At 75.4% G+C, this 23,151-nt stretch carries 22 protein-coding genes; 10 read left to right on the forward strand and 12 right to left on the reverse strand.

Going from position 1 to position 23,151, the window contains the following annotated elements:
- Positions 1-657 precede the first annotated feature (657 nt).
- Positions 658-2,034, reverse strand: coding sequence for an MBL fold metallo-hydrolase (locus J3473_RS05040; protein WP_207022178.1), 1,377 nt, complete (start codon positions 2,032-2,034; stop codon positions 658-660).
- Positions 2,035-2,304: 270 nt separating this feature from the next.
- Here J3473_RS05040 and J3473_RS05045 point away from each other — a divergent pair, with 270 nt between their 5' ends.
- Genes J3473_RS05045 through J3473_RS05070 form a run of 6 tightly spaced genes read left to right on the forward strand, consistent with a single transcriptional unit; the run spans position 2,305 to position 7,798 of the window.
- The gene (locus tag J3473_RS05045) at positions 2,305-3,516 is read left to right on the forward strand and encodes a substrate-binding domain-containing protein (protein ID WP_207022179.1); all 1,212 of its coding nucleotides are present in this window, start codon (positions 2,305-2,307) and stop codon (positions 3,514-3,516) included.
- Positions 3,513-4,247, forward strand: coding sequence for an ABC transporter ATP-binding protein (locus tag J3473_RS05050; RefSeq protein WP_207022180.1), 735 nt, complete (start codon positions 3,513-3,515; stop codon positions 4,245-4,247). The genes J3473_RS05045 and J3473_RS05050 overlap by 4 nt, the downstream gene beginning before the upstream one ends.
- The gene (locus J3473_RS05055; protein ID WP_207022181.1) at positions 4,244-4,957 is read left to right on the forward strand and encodes an ABC transporter ATP-binding protein; all 714 of its coding nucleotides are present in this window, start codon (positions 4,244-4,246) and stop codon (positions 4,955-4,957) included. Before J3473_RS05050 ends, J3473_RS05055 begins: the two co-directional genes overlap by 4 nt.
- The gene (locus J3473_RS05060) at positions 4,954-5,838 is read left to right on the forward strand and encodes a branched-chain amino acid ABC transporter permease (protein WP_207022182.1); all 885 of its coding nucleotides are present in this window, start codon (positions 4,954-4,956) and stop codon (positions 5,836-5,838) included. The genes J3473_RS05055 and J3473_RS05060 overlap by 4 nt, the downstream gene beginning before the upstream one ends.
- Entirely contained in the window at positions 5,835-6,872 is a 1,038-nt protein-coding gene (locus J3473_RS05065) for a branched-chain amino acid ABC transporter permease (protein ID WP_207022183.1), read from the forward strand. Before J3473_RS05060 ends, J3473_RS05065 begins: the two co-directional genes overlap by 4 nt.
- Positions 6,869-7,798 carry an alpha/beta hydrolase gene (locus J3473_RS05070; RefSeq protein WP_207022184.1) on the forward strand — a complete coding sequence of 310 codons (930 nt, stop codon included), beginning with the start codon at positions 6,869-6,871 and terminating at the stop codon, positions 7,796-7,798. The genes J3473_RS05065 and J3473_RS05070 overlap by 4 nt, the downstream gene beginning before the upstream one ends.
- 102 nt (positions 7,799-7,900) lie before the next feature.
- On the opposite strand, the gene J3473_RS05075 is transcribed toward J3473_RS05070, so the two are convergent.
- Positions 7,901-9,736, reverse strand: coding sequence for a GAF domain-containing protein (locus J3473_RS05075; RefSeq protein ID WP_207022185.1), 1,836 nt, complete (start codon positions 9,734-9,736; stop codon positions 7,901-7,903).
- A gap of 38 nt (positions 9,737-9,774) precedes the next feature.
- Positions 9,775-10,545 (reverse strand): 3-hydroxybutyrate dehydrogenase, encoded by a 771-nt coding sequence (locus J3473_RS05080; RefSeq protein ID WP_207022186.1) that lies wholly within the window; start codon positions 10,543-10,545, stop codon positions 9,775-9,777.
- Between the two features lie 318 nt (positions 10,546-10,863).
- On the opposite strand from J3473_RS05080, the gene J3473_RS05085 reads away from it, so the two are divergent.
- The gene (locus J3473_RS05085; RefSeq protein WP_256437924.1) at positions 10,864-11,949 is read left to right on the forward strand and encodes a LacI family DNA-binding transcriptional regulator; all 1,086 of its coding nucleotides are present in this window, start codon (positions 10,864-10,866) and stop codon (positions 11,947-11,949) included.
- On the opposite strand, the gene J3473_RS05090 is transcribed toward J3473_RS05085, so the two are convergent.
- The gene (locus tag J3473_RS05090) at positions 11,927-13,162 is read right to left on the reverse strand and encodes a cupin domain-containing protein (protein ID WP_207022187.1); all 1,236 of its coding nucleotides are present in this window, start codon (positions 13,160-13,162) and stop codon (positions 11,927-11,929) included. The genes J3473_RS05085 and J3473_RS05090 overlap by 23 nt on opposite strands.
- Complete coding sequence (locus J3473_RS05095; RefSeq protein WP_030526281.1) at positions 13,162-13,422, reverse strand: hypothetical protein; 261 nt, start codon at positions 13,420-13,422, stop codon at positions 13,162-13,164. The genes J3473_RS05090 and J3473_RS05095 overlap by 1 nt, the downstream gene beginning before the upstream one ends.
- Before the next feature lie 106 nt (positions 13,423-13,528).
- Between J3473_RS05095 and J3473_RS05100 the strand changes: the two genes are divergently transcribed.
- Both J3473_RS05100 and J3473_RS05105 read left to right on the forward strand, forming a co-directional pair.
- Positions 13,529-15,400, forward strand: a complete 1,872-nt coding sequence (locus J3473_RS05100; RefSeq protein ID WP_207022188.1) for a DUF294 nucleotidyltransferase-like domain-containing protein — start codon at positions 13,529-13,531, stop codon at positions 15,398-15,400.
- Positions 15,401-15,410: 10 nt separating this feature from the next.
- Entirely contained in the window at positions 15,411-16,106 is a 696-nt protein-coding gene (locus J3473_RS05105) for an exonuclease domain-containing protein (RefSeq protein ID WP_242525697.1), read from the forward strand.
- A gap of 37 nt (positions 16,107-16,143) precedes the next feature.
- On the opposite strand, the gene J3473_RS05110 is transcribed toward J3473_RS05105, so the two are convergent.
- Positions 16,144-16,311, reverse strand: a complete 168-nt coding sequence (locus J3473_RS05110; protein WP_157577255.1) for a hypothetical protein — start codon at positions 16,309-16,311, stop codon at positions 16,144-16,146.
- 81 nt (positions 16,312-16,392) lie between these two features.
- Here J3473_RS05110 and J3473_RS05115 point away from each other — a divergent pair, with 81 nt between their 5' ends.
- Entirely contained in the window at positions 16,393-17,307 is a 915-nt protein-coding gene (locus J3473_RS05115) for a LysR family transcriptional regulator (RefSeq protein WP_030526284.1), read from the forward strand.
- Between the two features lie 18 nt (positions 17,308-17,325).
- On the opposite strand, the gene J3473_RS05120 is transcribed toward J3473_RS05115, so the two are convergent.
- From J3473_RS05120 to J3473_RS05145, 6 genes are all read right to left on the reverse strand, one after another.
- Positions 17,326-17,538: a ferredoxin gene (locus tag J3473_RS05120; RefSeq protein WP_207022189.1), complete on the reverse strand. Its 213-nt coding sequence runs from the start codon at positions 17,536-17,538 to the stop codon at positions 17,326-17,328.
- On the reverse strand, positions 17,522-18,619 hold the full coding sequence (locus J3473_RS05125; RefSeq protein WP_207022190.1) for an NADH-ubiquinone oxidoreductase-F iron-sulfur binding region domain-containing protein: 1,098 nt from the start codon (positions 18,617-18,619) through the stop codon (positions 17,522-17,524). Before J3473_RS05125 ends, J3473_RS05120 begins: the two co-directional genes overlap by 17 nt.
- Complete coding sequence (locus tag J3473_RS05130) at positions 18,616-19,179, reverse strand: ferric reductase-like transmembrane domain-containing protein (RefSeq protein WP_207022191.1); 564 nt, start codon at positions 19,177-19,179, stop codon at positions 18,616-18,618. Before J3473_RS05130 ends, J3473_RS05125 begins: the two co-directional genes overlap by 4 nt.
- Positions 19,176-20,126: an FAD:protein FMN transferase gene (locus tag J3473_RS05135; RefSeq protein ID WP_207022192.1), complete on the reverse strand. Its 951-nt coding sequence runs from the start codon at positions 20,124-20,126 to the stop codon at positions 19,176-19,178. Before J3473_RS05135 ends, J3473_RS05130 begins: the two co-directional genes overlap by 4 nt.
- Before the next feature lie 10 nt (positions 20,127-20,136).
- The gene (locus tag J3473_RS05140) at positions 20,137-20,445 is read right to left on the reverse strand and encodes a hypothetical protein (RefSeq protein ID WP_207022193.1); all 309 of its coding nucleotides are present in this window, start codon (positions 20,443-20,445) and stop codon (positions 20,137-20,139) included.
- Positions 20,446-20,549: 104 nt separating this feature from the next.
- On the reverse strand, positions 20,550-23,147 hold the full coding sequence (locus tag J3473_RS05145; protein WP_207022194.1) for an MMPL family transporter: 2,598 nt from the start codon (positions 23,145-23,147) through the stop codon (positions 20,550-20,552).
- Positions 23,148-23,151 lie beyond the last annotated feature (4 nt).

The raw sequence follows: 23,151 nt of genomic DNA on the forward strand, positions 1-23,151 counted from the left end.
GGGGGTGAGGGGACGTCGAGCCGCTGCTGGTCGCTCCCCATCTCGGAGCAGCCGGGATGAGCGGTTGGCTGCGTCCCACCTCGGAGCAGCCGGGATGAGCGGTGGCTCCGGGCCGCTCGTCGACGCATCCGTCCGCTGATCCCGGTTGCGTCGGGGAGTGACGCAGAAGACCGCTCATCCCGATTGCTCCGAAGTGTGGGGCGAACGACAGCGGCCGCTCGGTCGAGGTGTCCGGCCACCACCGGCGGCCGGCCGGATACCTCGACCCCGGTGTGGCTGCGGGCATCGAGGTGAGACGGGACCACCAGGGGGCCGGACATCACCTCGACCCGGGCGTGGCTGCGGGCATCGAGGTGAAAGGCGACCAGTAGAGGGTCGGTCATCACCTCGACCCGGGCGTGGCCGCGGGCATCGAGGTGAAAGGCGACCAGCAGAGGGTCGGACATCACCTCGACCCGCGGCGGACGGACGACGGCGGCGGGCAGGACTCGTGTCTCCGCTCCGCCGCCGTCTGTCCGGGGCCCCGTGCACCGAGGTGCACACCCGGGACGGTATCGGTCCGAGGATGGACCGCAGGGTCTCGTGCGCGAGCTTTCTGCGCGCACGACGAAGCCCCCGGACGGCGGGACGCCCGGGGGCTTCGTCGTGGGAGGGCGATTAGGCGCTGGCGTGCGCGGCGTCCCAGGCGGCGTACCCGCCGAGCACGTCCGACACGTCGGCGAAGCCGCGCGAGCGCAGCAGGCTCGTCGCGACCGAGCTGCGCCACCCGCCCGCGCAGAACGCGACGACCGGACGGGCCGGGTCGAGCTCCTCGCTGCGGCGGCCCAGCTCGGCGAGCGGGATGTGGCGGGCGCCGGGGATGGTGCCGTTCTCGAGCTCGCCGGCGTTGCGGACGTCGACGAGCTGCACGTCGCCGGCCGCCGCGGCCTCGGCCACCTCGGTGACCGTGAGCCGGCTCGCCCGGCGTACGCGGTCGGCGTGCGCGAGGAGGTAGCCCTCGACGTCGGCGACGTACCCGACGACGTGGTCGAACCCGATGCGCGAGAAGCGGGTCGCGACCTCCTGCTCCTGGCCCTCCGGGGCCATGACGACGATCCGCTGCTCCGGCCGGAAGACCATCCCGACGGTCTCGGCCATCCGGCCGTCGACCGGCACGTTGACCGCGCCGTCGAGGTGGGCGGCCGCGAACTCCTGCGGGTCGCGGGCGTCGTGGACGACGGCCCCGTCGGCGAGGGCCGCGTCGACCGCGTCCGCGTCGAGGGCCGGCACCGCGACGTCGAGCTCGCGCACGTCGCGCTCGCGGCGGTTGAGGATCGCGTTGTAGACGAAGTACTCCGGCGCGGCGGGCTGGCCGGCGGTGACGACGGCGAGAAACTGCTCCTCCGTCATCGGCTGGCAGGCGTAGTTGACGCGCCGCTGCTCGCCGATCGTCGACTGCTTCTCGGTCGAGAGGTTCTTGCCGCACGCCGAGCCGGCGCCGTGGGCGGGAAAGACGCGCACGGCGTCGTCGAGACCCATCAGCCGGTGCTGGATCGAGTCGTAGAGCATCCGGCCGAGCTCGTCCGCGGTGGCGCCGATGGAGGCGAGCAGGTCCGGGCGGCCGACGTCGCCGATGAAGAGCGCGTCGCCGGTGAGGACGCCGTACGCGACCTCGTCGTCGGCGTGCTCGAAGACGAGCACCGAGATCGACTCGGGGGTGTGCCCGGGCGTCGCCATGACCTGCAGCGTCACGTCTCCGAGCGGGATGCGCTCGCCGTCGGCGAGGTGGCGGACCTCGAAGTCGGCCTGCGCGGCCTCGCCGTAGCCGATCCAGGCACCCGTCTCGCGGGCGAGCTCGAGGTGGCCGGAGACGAAGTCGGCGTGGAAGTGGGTGTTGACGACCCCGACGACGGTCAGCCCCCGGGCGCGGGCGTCCTCGACGTACTCCGCGACGTCGCGGCGGGGGTCGACGACGACCGCCTGCCCGGTGGTCTCGTCGGCGACGAGGTAGGAGGCCTGCGAGAGGCAGTCGAGGTAGTACTGGGTGAAGATCATCGGTCCTCCGGTCGGGAAGGTGGTGGTCGGGCCGTCGGGTCCCCGGGCGTCGACTAATACCCTAGGGGGTATCTGTCGGCCGTGCAACCGCAGCCCGTCTCGCCGCAGTCCCGCGACCCGGGGTGGGCCCGCCCCACAGGTGAACGGGCGGGTTGTGGGGCGTGCGCCCACGGAGTGCCCGCTGACCGGCGATTACGGTCGCCGAATCGGCAGGGGCGTCAACGGAATTCGTTGCAGCAATGGCGCGAGCGCCCCCCGGAGGAGGAACCCGTGCACCGTCGCCCAGTTCTCGCCGTGGCGAGCGCAGCCCTGATCCTGGCCCTCGCGGCCTGCGGCACCCCCGGGGAGCCCGGTGCCGACACCGGGGCCGGCTCGGGGTCGTCCGCGTCGAGCGGCCCCGTCGAGGTGGGGCTCGTCTACAGCAAGTCCGGCCCGCTCGCCACGTACGGCGAGCAGTACCGGCAGGGCTTCACGGCCGGCCTCGACTACGCCACGAAGGGCACGAACGCCGTGAACGGCCGTCAGGTCGAGGTCACCGAGCAGGACGACGCCGGCGACCCCGCCAAGGCCGTCGCCGCCGCCACCGACCTCATCGGACAGGGCGTCAAGGTCCTCGCCGGCTCGACCTCGTCCGGCGTCGCCCTCCAGGTCGCCCCGCTGGCCAAGGACAATAAGGTCCTGTTCATCTCCGGCCCCGCCGCCGTCGACGCCGTCACCGGCGCCAACGAGTACACCTTCCGCTCCGGCCGCCAGACCTACCAGGACGTCGCGACCGCCGGCACGATGACCGGCGACGTCGAGGGCAAGAAGGTCACCGTCCTCGCCCAGGACAGCGCGTTCGGCAAGGCCAACGTCGCCGCCGTCACGAGCATCCTCGGCACGAAGGGCGCGACGGTCTCGGCCGTCGAGGTCCCCGCCGCCGCCACGGAGTTCACCCCGTTCGCGAGCAAGATCAAGGGCGAGAAGCCCGACCTGCTCTTCGTCGCGTGGGCCGGCGCCAACGCCACCCAGATGTGGACCTCGCTCTCGCAGCAGGGCGTCTTCGACGTGACGACCGTCGTCACCGGGCTCGACATCAAGCCGACGCACGCCCTCTTCGGCGAGTCCGCCACGAAGATCGACTTCCTCTCGCACTTCTTCGACGGCGCGGCCGACAACCCGGCCTACCAGGCGCTCGACGCCGGGATGAAGGAGCAGGGCGGCTCGGTCGACCTCTTCACCAACGACGGCTTCGTCGCCGCCCAGATGGTCGTCCACGCGCTCGAGAAGAGCACCGACGACACCAACGCGATGGTCTCGGCCCTCGAGGGCTGGAGCTTCGAGGGGCCGAAGGGGCAGATGACCATCCGCCCCGAGGACCACGCTCTGCTGCAGCCGATGTTCACCGCCTCGCTCGAGAAGAGCGGCGACGGGTACACCGTCACGGCCGGCAAGACCCTCGACCCGCAGGCCGTCGCCCCGCCGGTCAGCGCCTTCAAGTGATCGGCGCCGAGGCCGTCGGTTGGCAGGTCGGGGGTGCCCGCATCCTCGAGGACGTCAGCCTGACGGTCGGCGCCGGCGAGCTGGTCGGCATCATCGGCCCCAACGGCGCCGGCAAGTCCTCGCTCGTCAACGTCCTCTCGGGGGTGACCCGGCCCACGACCGGCCGGGTCACCCTCGACGGGGCCGACGTCAGCCGGGCGTCGGCCACCAAGCGCTCGCGGCTCGGGCTGGCCCGCTCGTTCCAGACCTCGGCCCTCTTCGACGGCCTGACCGCCGGCGAGAACGTACGGCTGGCCGTCCAGGGCTCCGGGCCGTCCCCGGCGTCGCCCTTCCGCCGCGCGGCGTCCGTCGCCGCCGACCGGGTCGAGGCCCTCCTCGAGCGGGTCGGGATGGGGGGCACCGCCGACACGCTCGCCCGCGACCTGTCGCACGGTGGCCGCCGCAAGCTCGAGCTCGCGATGGCCCTCGCGTCCGACCCTCGCGCGCTGCTGCTCGACGAGCCGATGGCCGGCGTCTCCGCGGAAGACGTCGACGGGCTGACCGAGATCATCGGCCAGGTGCGCGACTCCGGCGTGGCGGTCGCGATGGTCGAGCACCACATGCACGTCGTCCTCGGGCTCGCCGACCGCGTCGCGGTGCTCCACCACGGCAGCCTCCTCGCCGTCGGCGCCCCCGACGAGGTGACCGCCGACGAGCGCGTCCAGCAGGCCTACCTGGGAGAAGCACTGTGACCAGCGTCCTCACCCTCGACGACGTGCACGTCCGCTACGGCGGCTCGCACGTCCTCCAGGGCGTCTCGTTCGAGGTGCCCGACACCGGCGTCACCGCGCTGCTCGGCCGCAACGGCGTCGGCAAGACGACGACGCTCAAGGCGGTCCTCGGCCTCGCGCCGTGCACCGGCGGCATCCGCCTGCGCGACCGCGACATCACCGGCGACCCCGTGCACCGCATCGTCGCCGGTGGCATCGGCTACGTCCCCGAGGACCGCGAGGTCTTCGGCGGGCTGACGGTCGACGAGAACCTGCGCCTCGTCGGCGGCAGCGTCGGGGCCGAGGCCCCCATCGTCGAGGAGCTCTTCCCCGACCTCCTCGCGCGGCGCGCGCAGAAGGCCGGCACGCTCTCGGGCGGTCAGCAGCAGATGGTCGCGCTCGCGCGGGTCCTGCTGCGCGAGAACGACCTCCTGCTCGTCGACGAGCCGACCAAGGGCCTCGCGCCGAAGCTCGTCACCGAGGTCGCCGACGTCCTGGCGCGCGTCGCCCGGACGACCCCCGTCCTCCTCGTCGAGCAGAACCTGCCGCTCGTGCGCCGCATCGCCGACACCGTCGTCGTCCTCGACGCCGGCCGCGTCGTGCACCGGGGCGAGGCGCGCGCCCTCGTCGAGGACCCGGAGCTGACGACCGAGCTGCTCGGCGTCTCGATGCGACGGGAGGAGGTGGCGTGAGCGACCTCGTCCTCATCCTCGTCACCGGGCTCGGGCTCGGGGCGCTGTACTTCCTCGCCGCGAGCGGCCTCTCGCTGGTCTACGGGCTCATGGGCGTCCTCAACTTCGCCCACGGGTCGTTCATGACGGCCGGCGCCTACGCGGCCTGGCTGACGATGGACGCGCTGCCCGCCTCGATGGCCGTCGGACTGCGGCTGCTCGTCGCGGCGGTCGTGGCGGTGCTCGTCGGGGCCGTCGTCGGCGTGCTCGTCGAGGTCGTCCTCATCCGGCCGCTGTACCGGCACCACATCCAGCAGGTGCTCGTCACCGTCGGCCTGTCGCTGGCGAGCGTGGCTGCGGTGCAGGGCATCTGGGGATCCGACCCCCACCCGGTCGCCAAGCCGCGGCTGCTGACCGGCACCGTGGAGGTGCTCGGGGCCCGCCTGCCGGTCGACCGGTTCCTCTACCTCGCCGTCGCGCTCGCCCTCTACGGCGGCCTGCTCGCGCTCCTCAACCACACTCGCCTCGGGCTCGTCATCCGGGCCGGCGTGGAGAACCGCACGATGGTGCAGGCGCTCGGCATCGACGTCCGGCGCACCTTCACCGTGGTCTTCGGGCTCGGCGGCGCGGTGGCGGCGCTCGCGGGGGTCCTGTACTCGCAGTACGCCGGCACGGTGTCGCCGCTCCAGGGCGGGTCGCTGCTCATCTACGCGTTCATCGTCGTCGTCATCGGCGGGATGGGGTCGCTGACGGGCACCGCGGTCGCCGCCGTGGCGGTCGGGCTCGTGCAGCAGCTCGCGAACTACTACGCCGCCAGCGGGATCGGTGACCTCTCGGTCGTCCTGCTGCTGGCGCTCGTCCTCCTCCTGCGCCCGTCCTCGCTGAAAGGGGCCACCGCATGAGCGCCCGACCGCTCCTCCGGGTCCTCCCGCCGGTCCTGCTCCTCGCGCTGCTCGCGTACCTGCCGTACCTGTCGGTGTCCGTGCCCGGGCTGCTGCCCGGCCGGGTCAACGGGCCCGGCTCGATGCAGCTCCTCGCGACCTGCCTCGTCTTCGCCGGGTTCGCGCTCAGCTACGACGTCGTCTTCGGGCGCACCGGCCTGCTGAGCTTCGGCCACGCCCTCTTCATCGCCGCCGGCAGCTACCTGCTCACCGTCTCGCTGGCCGAGTGGTCGATGCCGCTGCCGCTCGCGGTGCTCGTCGCGCTCGGCGGCACGACGCTGCTGGCCCTCGTCGTGGGGGCGGTCGCGCTCCGGGTCGGCGGCATCGCCTTCGCGATGGTCACCCTCGCCTTCGCGCAGGCGGCGTCCATCATCGTGCTGCGCGACCCGGCCGGCGTCACCGGCGGCGAGGAGGGCAAGGCCCTCGCGCGCGACGCCGTCCCGGACCTCCTCGTCGGGGTCGCCAACGCCCCCTACCGCTACTGGCTGGCGCTCGGCTTCCTCGTCGTCGCGGTCGTCGTCGTCCGGCTGCTCGTGCGCTCGCGCGCCGGGCACGCGATGGCGGCGGTGCGCGAGAACGAGGCCCGCGCCGCGGTGCTCGGCCTGTCGGTCTACCGGGTCAAGCTGCTCGCGCTCGTCGTCGGGTCCTTCCTCGGCGGGCTCGGCGGTGTCGTCCACGCCCTCGTCCTCGGCGGCTCGGGGCCGCACCTGACCACCGCGGAGTTCACGCTCTCGCTCCTCGTCATGGTCGTCCTCGGCGGCGCCGGCAGCACCTGGGGCGCCGTGGTCGGCGGCTTCCTCTACCACTACGCCGACGCCCGGCTCACCGAGGCGAGCGGCTCGGGCATCCTCGACTCGTTGCCCGGTGCGCTGCAGTCGGTGCTGTCGCAGCCGCTGTTCGTCCTCGGCGCGTTCTTCGTCGTCGTCGTCTACTTCGCCCCGAGCGGCCTGACCGGCCTCGGGGGCCGCCTCGTACGGAAGGGTGTGCGGACATGAGCATCGTCGACCCCGCGTTCGTCATCGAGCTGCCCGAAGGGCACCTCGCCGTCCACGACCTGACGACCGGCCCGGTGGCCGAGGACGCCGCGGTCGTCCTCGCGGTGCACGGCATCACCGCCAACGGGCTGTCGTGGCAGCGGGTCGCCGACGAGCTGGGACGGCGCCGGCCCGGCGACGTGCGGGTGCTCGCCCCCGACCTGCGCGGTCGCGCCGCGAGCGCCGGCGCCCCCGGGCCGTACGGGCTCGGCGTGCACGCCGACGACCTCGCCGGCATCGCGTCGGCCTTCGCGGCGGCGCCCGTGCTCGTCGGCCACTCGATGGGCGGCTTCGTCTCGGCGCTGGCGGCGGCCCGTCATCCGGAGCGGTTCTCGGGGGTCGTGCTCGTCGACGGCGGCCTCGCCTTCCCCGCCCCGCCGGACCTCGACGTCGACGCCGCGCTCCAGGCGGTCATCGGGCCGGCGATGCAGCGGCTGTCGATGCGCTTCGCGTCCGCCGACGAGTACCTCGCCTTCTGGGACGCCCACCCCGCGCTCGGCCCGGTGCTGCGCGGTCCTGCCGGGGACGCGGCCCGGCGCTACGTGCTGGCCGACCTCGTCGAGGACGGCGACGGCGGATGGCGCAGCTCGTGCGTCCTCGACGCCGTCCGGGCCGACGGGGCCGACGTGCTCGCCGACCCCGAGACCCACGGCGCGGCGCGCGTCGCCGTCGAGCGCGGCCTCCCGGTCGAGCTCGTGTGGGCGCACCGCGGGCTGATGGCCGAGCCGCAGGGCCTCTACGACCCGCAGCGCCTCGCCGCCCTCGACCTGCCGGACGCCCTGCGCACCACCGACGTCGACGCCGACCACTACTCGGTCGTCCTCGAGCCGGCCGGCGTCACCGCCGTCGCCGACGCCGTCGAGCGGATGCTCCCGCCGTCCCCCTGACGCCTTCCCCTCCGCGCCCCCACCGCGAACGCGTGTGAAATCGCCGGGGGCCCCCGGCGAGTCAACACACGTTCGCGGGAGGAAGAGGCGGGAGGGAGGGGGTCAGTCGGCGGCGAGGAGGTCGCGCATCCGCAGCGCGAGCTGGAGCTCGAGCGAGCGCTCCGGCTCCTGCCAGCCTTCGCCGAGCAGCGCGCCGACCCGGTCGAGCCGCTGCGCGACGGTGTTGACGTGGACGTGCAGCCGGGTCGCGGCGTGCCGGGGCGAGCGGCCGGCGGCGAACCACGCGGCGAGCGTGCCGACGAGGTCGGTCCCCCGCTTGGCGTCGTAGTCGAGCAGAGCCCCGAGCTCGTGCGCCACGTAGGCCGACACGTCGGGGTCGGTGCCGACGATGAGCCCGGCGAACCCCAGCTGCGTGGCGGCCGCCCCCTCGCCCCGCCGGCCGAGGGCGACGAGCGCGGCGACGGTGCGCGTCGCCTCCTCGTGCGCGGCCGGGATGGCGTCGACGCCGGTCAGCGGGCCGACGCCGGCGACGGTGACGTCGCCACGCCGGCCGACGCGCGTGGCCATCGAGCGGGCCAGGGCGCCGGCATCGCTGCCGGGGACGAGCGCGACGACGTCGCCGTCCTGGACGCCGACGAGGCCGCCCTCGCCGGCGGCGGCGGACGCCGACAGGGCCAGCGCGCGCGTGGAGGAGGTCGCGTCCCCGCGCAGGACGAGGAGGCAGTACGGCGCCTCGGGGTCGGCGCCCGTCGTCCGGACCAGCTGGACGCGGTCCTGCGCCGGCCCACGTGCCGCGAGCAGCTCGGCGACGACGCGGTTGCGCGCGGCCTGCCGTGAGTCGGCGGCCTGGCGCTCGAAGAGCAGGACGAGGGCGGTGACGACGCCGGCCCGCTCGACGGTGCGCCGGTCGGCGTCGGTGAGCTCGCTCGTGCCGCCGACGTAGAGCGTCGCGAGGTGCTCGTCGCCGGTCGCGACGGCCAGGCCGTGCACGCCGTCACGCGTCACGAGCCGGCCGGCCCGCAGGTCGGGGAACTCCTCGGGGACGACGGCCCCCGGCGTGGTGCTGCGGACCGTCCCGTCCTCGTCGACGAGCGCCGCCCAGCCGCCGAGGAGGTCGGCGAGGGCGTGCGTGAGGTCCTCGGTGCCGCCGCCGCCGAGGACGAGGGAGGCGAAGCGGTCGTGGGCCGCCGCGGCCTTCTCGATGCCGTCGGCGTACTGCCGCACCGTCTCGTGCGCCTCGGAGAGCGCGGCGAGCGCCGACTCGGCGTCGGCGAGCGCGCGCGTCTGGACGAGGGTGACGGCCGCGAGCGTCGCGAGGTTGCCGAGCAGCGCGACCTCCTCCCGGGTGAACGGCCGCGGGGTGCGGTTGGCCGCGAACAGCACGCCGACGAAGGTGTTCTCGACGAGCAGCGGGGTGCCGCAGATGGCGATGATGCCCTCCTCGGACACCGCGCCGTCGATGTCGGAGGTGTGCACGAACCGCTCGTCGTTCCAGTAGTCGGCCGTCCAGTACGGCTTGCGCGTCGAGGCCACGAGCCCGCCGAGGCCGGCCCCCAGCTCGAGGCGCACCGACTGGAACGCGGCCGACACCGAGCCGTCGGTGGCCCGCATGTAGGTGTCGCCGTGGTCGGGGTCGTGCAGGGTCAGGTACGTGAGGTCGGTGCCGAGCAGCGCGCGGGCCCGCCGCACGATGGCGTCGAGGACCTGCGCGGTGTCGCTCTCGCTCGCCAGGGCGCGGGCGGTCTCGAGCAGGGCCGACAGGCCGGCCTCGCGGCGCTGGTGCACCTCGCGCCCGGCGGCCACCCGGACGGCGAGCTCGCGGGCGGCGGCGGGCGCCGGCACGGCCGCGACCTCGGCGACGGTGGCGTCGTCGGCCAGCAGGGCGAGCAGCCGCAGCGCCCCGTCCTGCTCCCCGCCGGGGCCCGCCGCGTCCGTCATCCCGTCGATGGTAGGCAACCGCTCGGTGTCGGAGGCGCTCAGTGCGCCGTCCAGCCGCCGTCCATCGTGAAGGCGGAACCGTTGACCGAGGCCGACGCCGGGCCGCAGAGGAAGAGCGCGAGCTCGGCGACCTCCGCCGGCTCGACGAGACGCTTGACGGCGACCGGCTCGAGCATCACGGTCTCGAGCACCTCGTCCTCCGAGATGCCGTGCGAGCGGGCCTGGTCGGCGACCTGCTTCTCGACGAGCGGCGTGCGCACGTAGGCCGGGTTGAGGCAGTTGGAGGTGACGCCCTTCGGGCCGCCCTCGAGCGCGACGACCTTCGAGAGGCCCTCGAGCCCGTGCTTCGCGGACACGTACGCCGCCTTGTACGCGCTGGCCCGCAGGCCGTGGACGCTCGAGACGTTGACGACCCGGCCCCAGCCGCGGTCGTACATGTGCGGCAGCGACTGGCGGACGAGCCGGAAGGGGGCCCGCAGCATCAGGTCGAGGATGAGGTCGAAGCGCTCGAGCGGGAAGTCCTCGAGCGGGCTGACGTGCTGGATGCCGGCGTTGTTGACGAGGACGTCGACATCCGGGGGCAGGCCCGCGAGGGCGTCGAGGTCGCTGAGGTCGACGACGTGCGGCTGCACCCCCGCGACGGCGCCGAGGCGCTCCAGGCCGGCGGCGTCGCGGTCGACGGCGTGCACCTTCGCGCCGGCCCCGGCGAGGGCGACGGCGACGGCCTCGCCGATGCCGCTCGCGGCGCCGGTGACGAGGGCGGTGCGGCCGTCGAGGTCGACGGCCGGGGTGCTGCGGGCTGCGGTCATGGTTCTCGACAGTAGGGACGAGGACGTCGGCACCCGGTGTGTGCGGAGCCCATACTTCTCTACGGTCTGTGGTGCGGCTCGCGGGGTGGTCTCGGGCGTCGGTGTCCCTCGACCTGGCAGCGTCACCCCGGTTCGTCCGCGAGGCCCCGGCTCCGAGCCGGGGTCTCGTGGACATTTCGGGGTCACCCCGAGAAGTCGGGGCGGGGGGCGGTCACGGTTCGGACACGACCGGGCCGCATCCGTTGACGGGCCACCGCCGGGCGGGGAGATACTGGCGGGGTGACGGATGGGAGCGCTCCCACGCTGACGGGACCCCCTGTGCCCGGTCAGCGTCCGCACCCGTCCGGCGACCGTGCCGCGACCGACCGGGAACCCGGTCGCGTCACGGGAGCCGGACGGCCTCCCACCCTCGCCGAGGTCGCGGCCCATGCGGGGGTGGGCCGCGGCACCGCGTCGCGGGTGCTCAACGACTCCCCGCACGTCAGCCCCGCCGCCCGGGACGCCGTGCTCGCGGCGGTCGCCGAGCTCGGCTACGTCCCCAACCGCGCGGCGCGCTCGCTCGTCACCCGGCGCACCGACACCGTCGTCCTCGTCGTCTCCGAGCCCGAGGAGCGGGTGTTCGGGGAGCCCTACTTCGCCGGCATCGTCCGCGGCATCGGCGAGCGGCTGGCCGAGGCCGGTCTCCAGCTCGTCCTGACGATGGCCGGCGCCGCCGGCGGGCACGAGCGGGCCGCGGCCTACCTCACCGAGCAGCACGTCGACGGCGTGCTCCTCCTGTCGCTGCACGCCGAGGACCCCCTGCCGTCGCTGCTCGAGGCCCGTGGCGTGCCGACGGTCTGCGGCGGCAGCCCGGCGACGAGCCGGCCGGCGTACCTCGTCGACATCGACAACCTCGCCGGCGGCCGCAGCGCCGTCGACCACCTCGTCGCGACCGGACGGCGACGTCTCGCCGTGCTCGCCGGCCCGCAGGACATGTCCTCGGGACGCGACCGGCTCGTGGGCGCGCTCGACGCCGCCGAGGCCGCGGGCATCGACCGCGCCGAGGTGGCGGGCGCCGTCGGCGACTACTCCGAGGAGAGCGGCCGCCGCGCGATGGCCGAGGTGCTCGCGGCCGGGCCGCCACCGGACGGGGTGTTCGCCGCCTCGGACCTCATGGCCGTCGGCGCGCTGCGGGTCCTGCGCGAGGCCGGTCTCGACGTGCCCACCGACGTCGGGCTCGTCGGCTTCGACGACGCCGCGGTCTGCCGCCACACCGACCCCGAGCTGACGAGCGTCCGCCAGCCCGTGGCGCGGATGGGGCGGGTCATGGTCGAGGTGCTGCTCGGGCGCATCGCCGGGCGCGAGGTGCCGCCCGACACCGTGCTGCAGACGCGCCTCGTGGTCAGGGGCTCGACGGCCCGCTGACGAGCAGCCCCGCGAGGGCCAGCCGCCGGCGCAGCTCCGGCGCCAGCGCATCCGGGGCCACCCGGCCGTCGAGCACCGCGGCGACGTCGTCGGCCTCGTCGGTCCCGAACGACGTCCGGCCCACCCGGGTCACGAGCGTCGTGCCCTCCCACCGCGCGGCCAGCCCCCCGCGGACCCGCCAGCGCGGGCCGACCTCGGCGTCGGCGGCGGCGTGCTGGGCGAGGACGCCGAGCGGCTCGGCGCGCTCCGCGGCCCGCGCACGCCGGGCCAGGGCGGCCGCGAGGTCCTCGTCGCTCACGGCGTCGAGCGCGGCGACGACGCTGTCGCGCACCGCGGCCCGTGCGGCGGCGGCGGTCGCCGGGTCGAGCACGTCGACGCCCGGCGGCAGCGCTCGGCGCAGCGCGAGGTCGTCGTCGAGGACGCGCCCGGCGGCGGCCAGCAGGTCGTCGGCGAGGGTGCGGCCGGTCCACACGTGGACGCCGAAGGTCAGGTGGATGCTCGTGCCGCCGAGGGCGGTCGCGGAGTGCAGCCAGCCGCGCGGCAGGTAGAGGCAGTCGCCGGGGGCGAGCACGGCGTCGACGACCGGCTCCTGCTCGGCGGCGGCGCGCACCTCGTCGCGGCGGTCGGTCCACGGCTGGCCGCGCAACGGCGCCTCGAGGACGGGCGGCCGCACGCGCCAGTGCTTTTCGCCGGACACCTGGACGACGAACACGTCGTGCACGTCGTAGTGGTCGTCGAAGCCGCGGTTCTGCGGCGGCGTGACGTACGCGTTGACCTGCACCGGGTGGCCCAGCGCCGTCGAGAGCCCGCGGGCGGTGTCGGACACCGGGGCCCACGTGCGGTGCAGCCCCTGGAGGACGATCGTCGCGCCGTCGGCGAAGTGCCGCAGGACCTTGTCCTCGCTCACCTGGTCGGTGATGCTCGCGCCGACCCCGCCCCCGAGGGTCAGCTCGCGCGCCTCGAGGGTCGAGCCCTCCTTGGCCATCCGCAGGAACGGCGTGCGCAGCCCGCGGCGGGAGAGCAGCTCGTCGACGGCGTCGGGGCCGAAGCCGTGCGTCGGGGCGGGCAGCTCGGCCGCGCGGGTCAGCAGCGGCGCGCGGTCCCAGTGCTCGGCCGCGAAGCGCTCCGGGGGCAGGGCGACGAACGGCCCGAGCCCCCGGCCGGTCCCCGTGGGGAGCGCGGCCGGGGGCCCGGGGTGGTGCGCGTCGGTCATCAGGACCCGTCGGCCCCGCCGTCGGCGCCACCGTCCTGCTCGCCGGGCGTGCCCGGCTCGCCGGCGCCGCTGTCGGCCGGACCCTCGGCGTCGCCGTCGGCGCCACCGTCCTCCTGGCCGGGGACGGTCTCCTGGCCCGCGCCGCTGTCGGCGGGACCCTCGGCGCCCGCGCCGCCGTCGGCGCCGCCGTCGTGCTCGCCGGGGATGCCGGGCTCGCCGGCGTCGCTGTCGGCCGGTCCTTCGGTCGGGTTCTCGCTCATCGTGCCCACCCTTTCGCCGGGGCGCCGGTGCGGCACCCGAGTGACCTCATCCCAGCAGGTCAGCGCCCCGTTGTGTGGCTCGCGTGCACGCTGGGACGATGGCTGCATGACCCTCGACGTCGAGCTGGCCGAGGTGCGCGACTTCCTCGCCGCCCACGAGCCGTTCGCCGGGCTGCCCCCGCAGGTCCTCGAGCGGCTGCCGGCGCGGATGTCGGTCGAGTACGTGCGCCGTGGGCGCGAGATCATCGGCCGCGGGCACGACAACCACCACCTGCACGTCCTGCGGGCCGGGGCCGCCGACGTCCGCGACGCCCAGGGCACGCTCGTCGACCGCGGCGAGGCCGGCAGCACCTTCGGGTCCATCACCCTGACGCAGGGCAACCCGTCGACCTTCTCGGTCACCGCGATCGAGGACTGCCTCGTCCTCCTGCTGCCCGAGGACGACTTCCACGCCCTCTGCCGCGACCACCCCGACGTCGACGCGTTCTTCGACGCGCAGCGCCGCAGCCGGATGAGCGGGGCGGTCGCCGGGCTGCGCGTCTCGGGGTCGGGGCACGCCATCCTCACGACCCCCGTGCACGAGCTCGTCGCCCGCGGCGTCGTCTCGGTGCCGGCGAGCGCGAGCATCCGCGAGGCCGCGACGACGATGACCGAGCAGCGCGTCTCCTCCCTCGTCGTCCTCGACGGCGACCGCCTCGTCGGCATCCTCACCGACCGCGACCTGCGCAGCCGGGTGCTCGCGGCCGGAGCGGACCCCGCGGCCGCCGTCACGACGGTGATGACGCCCGACCCGGTGACGGCGCCGGCCGAGTCGCTGGCCTTCGAGGCGCTGCTGACGATGACGAGCCGGCGCATCCACCACCTGCCGCTCGTCGACGCCGCCGGCCGGCCTGCGGGAGTCGTGACGACGACCGACCTCCTGCGGCTCGAGGAGGCGAACCCCGTCTACCTCGCGGGCGACGTCGCCCGGCAGGCCGACGTCGAGGGCGTGGCCCGCGCGGCGTCGCGGCTGCCCCGGGTCGTCGAGGGCCTCGTCGGCCAGGACGCCAGCGCCGACGACATCGGCCGGGTCGTCACCGCGGTCGGCGATGCGGTCGAGCGGCGGCTCATCGCGCTCGTCGAGGAGGGGATGGGCCCGGCGCCCGTGCCCTACTGCTGGATGGCCCTGGGGTCGCGCGCGCGGCTGGAGCAGGCGCTCGCGACCGACCAGGACACCGCGCTCGTCATCGACGACGCCGTGGACGACGCCGGGCTCGCGTGGTTCGCGACGTTCGCCGAGCGGGTCACCGAGGCGCTCGTGCGCTGCGGCTACCCCCGGTGCACCGGCGGCGTCATGGCCTCGAGCCCGCAGTGGCGCCGGACCCTGCGCGCCTGGCGCCGCGAGGTGTCCTCGTGGGTCGCCTCCCCGACGCCCGAGGCGGTGCTGCACTCGGCGGTGTTCTTCGACATGCGCCCGGTCCACGGGGACGAGTCACTCCACGCCCGGCTCCAGCAGCACACCCTCGCGTCGACCCCGGGGGCGGCGACGTTCCTCGCGCACCTCGCCAAGGACGCCGGTGTGCACGAGCCGCCGCTCGGCTTTTTCCGCGGGCTCGTGCTCGAGAAGGCGGGCGAGCACAAGGACCGGCTCGAGATCAAGCGCGGTGGCATCCTGCCCGTCGTCGAGCTCGCCCGGGTCCACGCCCTCGCGACGGGGTCGCCGGCCGTCAACACCCGCGCCCGGCTCGAGGCCGCCCGGCTCGCCGGGGTGATCGGCGACGAGCTCGCCGACGACCTGCGCGACGCCTTCGAGTTCATCGGCTACGTGCGGCTGCGCCACCAGTCCGCGCAGGTCCGGGACGGACGCCCGCCCGACAACTTCGTCGACCCCGCGACCCTGTCGAGCTTCGAGAAGCGGCACCTGCGCGAGGCCTTCGCGATCGTCCGGTCCGCGCAGCAGTCGCTCGGCCGCCGCCACCTCACGCAGTTCGTCTCGTGAGCGGGGCCCGGTGAGCCTGCTGCGCCGACCGGTCGCCGCGCGCCGCGAGCGCGCCCTGCGCCGGTGCGCCCCGGGGCCGCTCGCCGACCTGCTCGCCTCCCCGTCGCCGGAGCGGGACACCCCGCTGGAGCGCCTGCCGCTGCTCGCGGTCGACATCGAGACGACCGGGCTGGACCCGGCCCGCGACCGCGTGCTGGCGGTGGGCTGGGTGCCGGTCGACGGCGGCCGGGTCGACCTCGGCGGGGCCGGCGGCCACGTCGTCGCCGACGCGGGCGAGGTCGGCCGCAGTGCCACCATCCACGGCATCACCGACGACGCGCTGGCCGCCGGGCTGCCGCTGGAGGACGTGCTCGGCGCGCTCCTGCGGGCGCTCGCCGGGCGGGTGCTGCTCGCGCACTTCGCGCGGATCGAGACGACCTTCCTCGGCGCGGCCTGCGAGCGGCGGTGGGGGGCCGGGCTCCCGGTCGAGGTCGTCGACACCTTCGAGCTGGAGCGCCGCGCGCGGGGCGGGGGGTGGGACGCCGCGTCCGAGCCCGGGGCGCTGCGGCTGTGGACCGCCCGCGCCCGCTACGGGCTGCCGGTCTACCGGGCCCACGAGGCGCTGACCGACGCCCTCGCCTGCGCCGAGCTCTACCTCGCCCAGCGGGCGCACCTCGACGAGGAGGCCCCGGAGACGACGACGACCCTCCGCCACGTCGTGGCGTGAGGGTCGGTCTGCGTGCTGCTGGGCCCCCGGTGGGTGCTCAGATGTGACGCGGGGTGGCGGACTGCGCGAGGAGGTAGATCTCGTGCGTCTCGCGGACGAGGTCGCGGTCGACCTGCCCGTCCCAGCCGCGCCCGGAGAGGCGGTTGGTGCGGAGGGTCTGCGCGAGGTGACGGGCCTTCTGGACGGAGAGCGATGCGGCGTTCATGGGTTCTATGTTCCGCCTCCTGACCGTGCAGCACAACGCGACTTTGCTTCAGGATCCCGCAGTATCGCTTAACATTGGTGGATGCTCGACCCGCACCGTCTCACGGTCTTCCGCTCGGTCGTCGCCAGCGGCTCGGTCCAGGCCGCCGCCGACAACCTCGGGCTCACCTCCTCGGCGGTCAGCCAGCACCTCGCGGCGCTCCAGCGCGAGACCGGGCTGACCCTCTTCCAGCGCTCGGGCCGGGGCATCGTGCCGACCGAGGCCGCCCTCGTCCTCGACGCCCAGAGCGACGAGGCGATGAGCCAGTGGAGCCGCCTCGAGCACGTCGTCTCGGACCTGCGCGACGGCCGGTCGGGGCGGCTGTCCATCGGCTACTTCGCGAGCGCCGGGTCGGCGTGGATGCCGAGCCTCGTGCGGCGGCTGACGACCGAGTTCCCCGACCTCGTCCTCGAGCTGCGGCTCAACGAGGTCGAGCAGCGCGGGCCGCGCCCGGACCTCGACCTGGCGATCGACCCGCCCGACACCCCGCTGCCCGCCGGCCTGCGCCGGGTCGACCTCACCGACGACCCGTTCGTCGCCGTGCTCCCGCGCGACCACCCGCTCGCCGGCGAGGCGCAGATCGCGCTGACCGACCTGCGCGGCGAGACGTGGGTGAGCAGCGACTACCCCCACGCCGTCGGCCACCGGCTGCTCGTGGCCGCGTGCGCGGCGGTCGGCCTGCGGCCCCGGTTCACCGTGCAGGCCCAGGACCACCACACGGCCATCGGTTTCGTGGCGGCCGGCGTCGGCGTCTCGGTGATGCCCGGCCTCGCCGCGCGGGGGCTGCCGCCGTCGGTCGTGCGCGTCGACCTCGCCCCGCCGGCGCCGGTGCGCCACCTCTCGGCGGTCGTCCGGCAGCTGGGGGCCTCGAGCGCCCCGGCCGAGCGCGCGGTGCAGCTCCTCGAGGAGCTCATCTCGCACCCGGCCTGGTCGCCGCGGCGCCGCTCGGCCCGCTGAGCGGCGGCCCGGCCGCGGTCAGGGCCGGTCGGACCAGTAGAGGGCGCGGGCGGGACAGAACGTGAGGGCGCGGTCGCCGTCCGGGCGGGGGACCTGCGGGTCGTCGACGACGGGGTAGCCCCACTCGTCGAGGCGGACCCGCCCGGCGAGGAGGGTGGCGCACACCCCGTGGCCGGTGCAGGCGACCCGGTCGACCCGCAGGGCCGGTGCGCGGTCAGGCGTGGTGGGCACGGGCGGTGCTCCCTTCGGTGGGGCAGGTCCCGACGGCGTGCGCGTCGAGGTGGGGGCCGAGCACCTGCAGCGCCGAGGCGGCGAAGCGCGAGACGCCGTCGGGGAAGCGGCAGGCGCCGCGGTCGGGGAGGAGGCCGGCGTGACGGCGCACCTCGTGGGCGGCGGCCGGGCCGGGGTCGGCGAGCAGCCGGTCCCAGGCGGCGGCCAGCGCCGGCACGCCGAACATGCACGGTCCGCACTGCCCCGCGGTCTCGCCGGCCGCGTACCGGAGGTACCCGGCGACGGTGCGGACGGGGCAGCGGTCCGGGTCGAGGACGTCGAGGATGCCCGGCCCGAGGCTCGCACCGACCCCGGCCAGCTCGTCGGTCGACCAGCGCAGGGCACGCAGCCGGTGCAGCGGCACGAGGGCGCCCCCGAGCCCCCCGACGACGACGTGCTCGGCGCCGCGCGCGGGCTCGGCCGCCGCGAGGAGCTCGGCGAGGGGGGTGCCGGCCTGCGTCTCGAGGACGCCCGGCCAGGAGACCGCACCGGTCAGGGTGACCAGCTGGGGGCCCGGCTCGGCCTCGGTGCCGAACGACCGGAACCAGTCCGGGCCGTGCTCGGCGACCTGGGCGACGCGCCACACCGTCTCGGCGTTGAGGACGACGGTCGGCGGCACGCGGCGGCCGTCGGCGTCCCGGCCGCCGGTGACGAACGGCCGGCGCTTGGTCATCGGCCGGGCCAGGCCACCCTGCGCGGCCGAGACGAGGGCGCTCTCCTCCGAGGACACGTAGCGGCCGGGGACGACGAGGACGTCGAGCCCGGCGGCGGTGAGGAGCGCGGCCGTCCGCGACCCGCGGTGGGCGGCGAAGCGGATGGTGCGGCGCCGGCCGGGCGCCACGAGGTGGGCGCCGCGCACGAGCTCCTCGAGGTGGTGCTCGACGACGAACGCGTCCTTGGCGGCGCCGATCTCGCCGTCGCAGGCGTTGACGACGAGGTGCGCGCCGTGGTCGTGGGCGGCGTCGACCTTGACGCCGGTGCTGAAGGCGGCCCCGCCCCGGCCGGTCAGGCCGGCGGCGTGGAGGTCGTCGGCGAGGCTCACGACCACTCACCCCCGAGGACGACGTCGCGGCGGGCGCGGTCGGCGTGGGTGGCGAGCAGCCGCCACAGGACGGCCACGGCGCCGATGCCGCCGCACGCCAGGGTGACGGCCCGCAGGCCCGGCTGGTCCGAGGTGCCGAGGGCGAGCCCGTGGACCAGGGCCGACGGCCACAGGGCGTAGGTGGCGCGGTGCACCCAGCGCCACACCCGCTCGGGCAGGCGCGGCCGCAGCCACGACGTGGCGGCGACGACGGCGAGGAGGTCGACCGCGAGGGTGCCGAGGCCGACCCAGAACGGCTCGTACCCGCTCGTGAAGGGCAGCACCGCCGACACCGCCTCGATGCTCACGTAGGTCTCGGCGACCGCCGTGGCGACGTGGACCGTGACGAAGGTGAGCATCCCGAGGGAGAGCCAGCGGTGGACGGCCATGACGACGGTCGCGGAGCCGCCGTGGGGCCGGCGCCGGCCGGCCGTGACGACGCCGAGGACGACGACGGCCGTCAGCAGGGCGATGCTCGCCACGCCGGTCGCGCGCGAGAGGTACCAGAGCGCCTCGTTCACGAGGTCACCTCCGTCGGGTCGGGCCAGCCGCGGGTCGTGACGACGGCGTGGCCGGTGTCGAGCCGGGCGGGCAGGCCGGTGCCGGCCAGCCAGGCGGGGGCGTCGTCGCCGAGCACGACGGCGGCGGTGGAGGCCGCGTTGGCCTCGAGGGCGCTCGCGGCGACGACGGTGACCTGGGCCCACGTGGCCGGGGCCGTGGCGCCGTTGCGGGGGTCGAGGACGTGGTGGCGGGTGCTGCCGTCGGCGACCGCCCAGGTGCGCCGGCGGGTCGAGCTCGTCGCGACCGCCTGGCCGCGTCGCAGGGTGACGACCTGGACGACGTCGCCGTCGACGTCCTCGACGCCGACCCGCCAGCCACCCTCCGGGGCCGGGCCGCCGACCGCGAGGTCGCCGCCGAGGTCGACGAGGAAGCCGCCGGGCAGCCGGGTCGCCAGCCGGTCGGCGAGGACGTCGGCCGCGTGCGCCTTCGCGGTCGCCCCGAGGTCGAGCAGGCAGCCGGCGGGGACCTCGACGCGGTCGGTCACCGGGTCGAGGTGGACGCTGCGCCAGCCGGGGACGGACGCCGCCGGCCGCAGGGTCGCGGTGCGGCCGCGGACGACGGCGAGGTCGGCGTCGTAGCCGGACGCGGCGACCGCCCGGCCGACGGTCGGGTCGACGAGCCCGTCGGTGAGGCGGGCCGCGCGCAGGGCCGCCCGCAGGCTGCTTGCGAGGACGGGGGAGGCGACGAGGCCGGCCGGCCCGTGGGCCGCGGCGGCGGCGAGCCGGCTCACCTCCGAGTCGGGGCGGAAGCGCGAGGCCGCGCGGTCCAGCGCCGCGAGGTGGTCGCGCACGATCGCCTCGGCCTCGGCGAGGGCGACCGGCTCGGTCACGAGGAGGCGGACGGTCGTCCCGATCGCCTCGAGCTCGGCCACCGCCGGTGAGGTGAGGGTCGACGGGGCGGGGGGCACGGCGGGCGCCTCAGGACCCGTGGGTCGTCGACTGCGACGACCCGCTGCTGCCGGAGACCCCGCCGGGGGAGGAGAACCCGGAGGTCCCGGAGGAGCTGCTGCTCGAGCCGGAGGAGCTGCTCGAGCCCGAGGAGGTGCTCGACCCGGACGAGCCCGACGAGCCGTCGCCGGAGGAGCCGGTCGTCGCCGCGCTCGCGGTGGTGGTCGTCGTCGCGGTCGCCAGGTGGTAGCCGGCGACCCCGGTCGTCAGGACCGCCGCGGCGACGGCGCCGGCCGTCCAGGCCTTGGCCTGCTGCAGGGCACGAGGGGTGGTGCGCATGGTGGTCGCCTCCGGGGTCGGGACGTGCTGACCCCTCGACGGTCCGCCCCGGCGCTGTGGCGGACCTGTGCGACCTCGATGGCTCCTCTGTGCCCTGCCGCGGGTCAGGCGCGGGGCGCGACCGGCTCGCGCTCCGCGGCGTCGGTGGTGCCGGTCGGCGCGTGCCGGGCGTCCTCCTGTGCGAGGTGGTCGGCCAGCCTGACGCCCTCGACGTCGAGGTCGGGCAGCAGCCGGTCGAGCCAGCGCGGCATCCACCAGGCGCGCTCGCCGAGGAGGTGCATGACGGCGGGCGTCAGCGTCATCCGGACGACGAACGCGTCGACGAGGACGCCGACCGCGAGACCGAAGCCGATCGGCCGGACCATCACGAGGTGGCTGTAGGCGAAGCCGAGGAAGACCGACGTCATGATGACCGCCGCCGCCGTGACGACCTTGACGCCGTGGACGAAGCCGGACCGCACCGCGGTGCGGGCGTCCTCGCCGTGGGAGTGCGCCTCGTGCATGCCCGAGACGAGGAACATCTGGTAGTCCATCGCGAGGCCGAAGAGCACGCCGATGAGGATGATCGGCATGAACGACAGGATCGGGCCGGGCTGTGTCACACCGAACCACGACCCGAGCCAGCCCCACTGGTGGACGGCGACCGTGGCCCCGAAGGCGGCCGCGACCGTGAGCAGGAAGCCGCCGGTGGCGACGAGCGGCACGACGACCGAGCGGAAGACGACCATGAGGATGAGCAGGGAGAGCCCGACGACGACGGTCAGGTAGAAGGGCAGTGCCCCCTGCAGCCGGTCGGAGATCTCGATGTTCGCCACCGTCTGCCCGGTGAGGCCGATCTCGATGCCGTCGTGGCGCTCGAGGAGCGAGGCGGTGCGGCGGATGCCGTCGATGGTGGCCGGCGTTCCCTCGTCGGCCGGGCCGGTGCTCGGGACGACCTGGAACGCGAGCGTCTCCTTGTCCTCGCTCACGCCGAAGGGCACGACGCTGACGACACCGTCGACCCCGCGCAGCGCCGAGGCGATGGTCGCCTGCGCGTCGAGGACCTGCGCGTCGGTGCGCGTGCCGTCGACGGCGGGCAGCTCGGCGACGGCGACGACGGGGCCGTTCATCCCCGGGCCGAGCTCGTCGGCGACCGCGGTGTAGGCCGTGTACGCGCTGGACCCGGTCGGCTCGCTGCCGCCGTCGGGGAGGCCGAGGCGCATGTCGAGGGCGGGCACGGCCATGACGCCGACGAGCGCGACGACCCCGAGGACGGTGAGCCACGGGTGACGGGTGACCGCCGAGACGTACCAGGCGCCGTGCTCCTCGGGCCGGTCGCTCGCGGCGTCGGCGCGGCTCGTGGCATCCCCCGGCGTCGCGAACCCGGCCTTGCGCCAGGCCCGTCGGGAGACCACGCGGGTGCCCATGAGGCTCATGACGGCCGGCGCGACGGTGACCGCGACGAGCACCGAGACGGCGACCGTGGCGGCCGCGACGAGGCCCATCTCGGCGAGGATCGGGATGCCCGAGAGCACGAGGGCGGCGAGCGCGATGACGACGGTGGCGCCGGCGAAGGTGACGGCCGAGCCGGCGGTCGCGACCGAGCGGGCCACCGACTCGCGCAGCGGCGTGCCGTGGAGGATGTTCGCGCGGTGCCGGTTGACGATGAAGAGGGCGTAGTCGATGCCCACCGCGAGGCCGAGCATGAGCGCGAGCGCCGGGGTGGTCGTGTTGAGCTCGACGAAGGCCGTCATCGCCATCGCGCCGCCGAGGCCGACGCCGACGCCGAGGAGCGCGACGAGCAGAGGCAGGCCGGCCGCGACGAGGCTGCCGAGCACGAGCACGAGGACGAGGAGCGCGACGGCGAGGCCGAGGATCTCGCCGGGGCCGATGAACTCCAGCGCCTGGGTGATCTCGACGCTGTAGCTCGGGGTGATGCCGGCGGCCTCGAGGATCGGGTCACCCTTCTCGGGGATGAGCGCACGGTCCTCCGGGGGGATCGACTGCGCGTTGTCGTCGAACTGCACCTGGATGACGGCGTAGCGGCCGTCCTCGCTGAGCAGCCGGGTCCCGGCGGAGGCGTCGGCGACGGTCTTGCCGTCGGCGTACTGCGCCTCGCCGGCGAGGAGCTGCTCGCGGGCGTCGGCGAGCTTCTGCTCGCCCTCGGCGACCTGCTGCCGGCCGGCCTCGACCTGCGCGCGCAGGTCGGAGGTCGCCTGGCCCTCGGGGTCGGTCTTCTCGAGCTGCGCGAGGAACGACTCGCCGCCCGCGAGCTGGCCCTTGGCGTCGGCGAGCTGCTGCGTGCCGCTCTCGAGCTGCGCGCGGCCCTCGTCGAGCTGCTTCTTGCTGTCGGCGAGCTTCTGCGCCGACTCGTCGAGCTGCTGCTGCGAGGCGAAGGGGTCGACGACGCGCTCGACGTGGGGGACCGTCTTCCAGGCGTCCATCGCCTCCGTCACGGCCTGCTTCTGCGCGTCGGTGAACGAGCCGGAGTCGCTCTCGAGCACGACCCGTCCGAAACCGCCTGCGGCCGCGGGGATCTCGGTGCCCAGGCGCTGGACCACGCGCTCGAACTCGGTGCCGGGGATGGACACCTGGCTCGTGAGCGGCGTGCCGACGGTGCCGGCGAGCGTGCCGGCGACGGCGAGGACGGTGACCCAGGCGGCGAGCACGCGCCAGGCGTGCGCGGCGCACCAGCGGCCGAGGCGGTACAGGGCGGTGGACATGCGG

The sequence above is a fragment of the Phycicoccus sp. DTK01 genome (assembly GCF_017312765.1).
GTDB classification, from domain to species: Bacteria; Actinomycetota; Actinomycetes; order Actinomycetales; family Dermatophilaceae; genus Phycicoccus; species Phycicoccus jejuensis.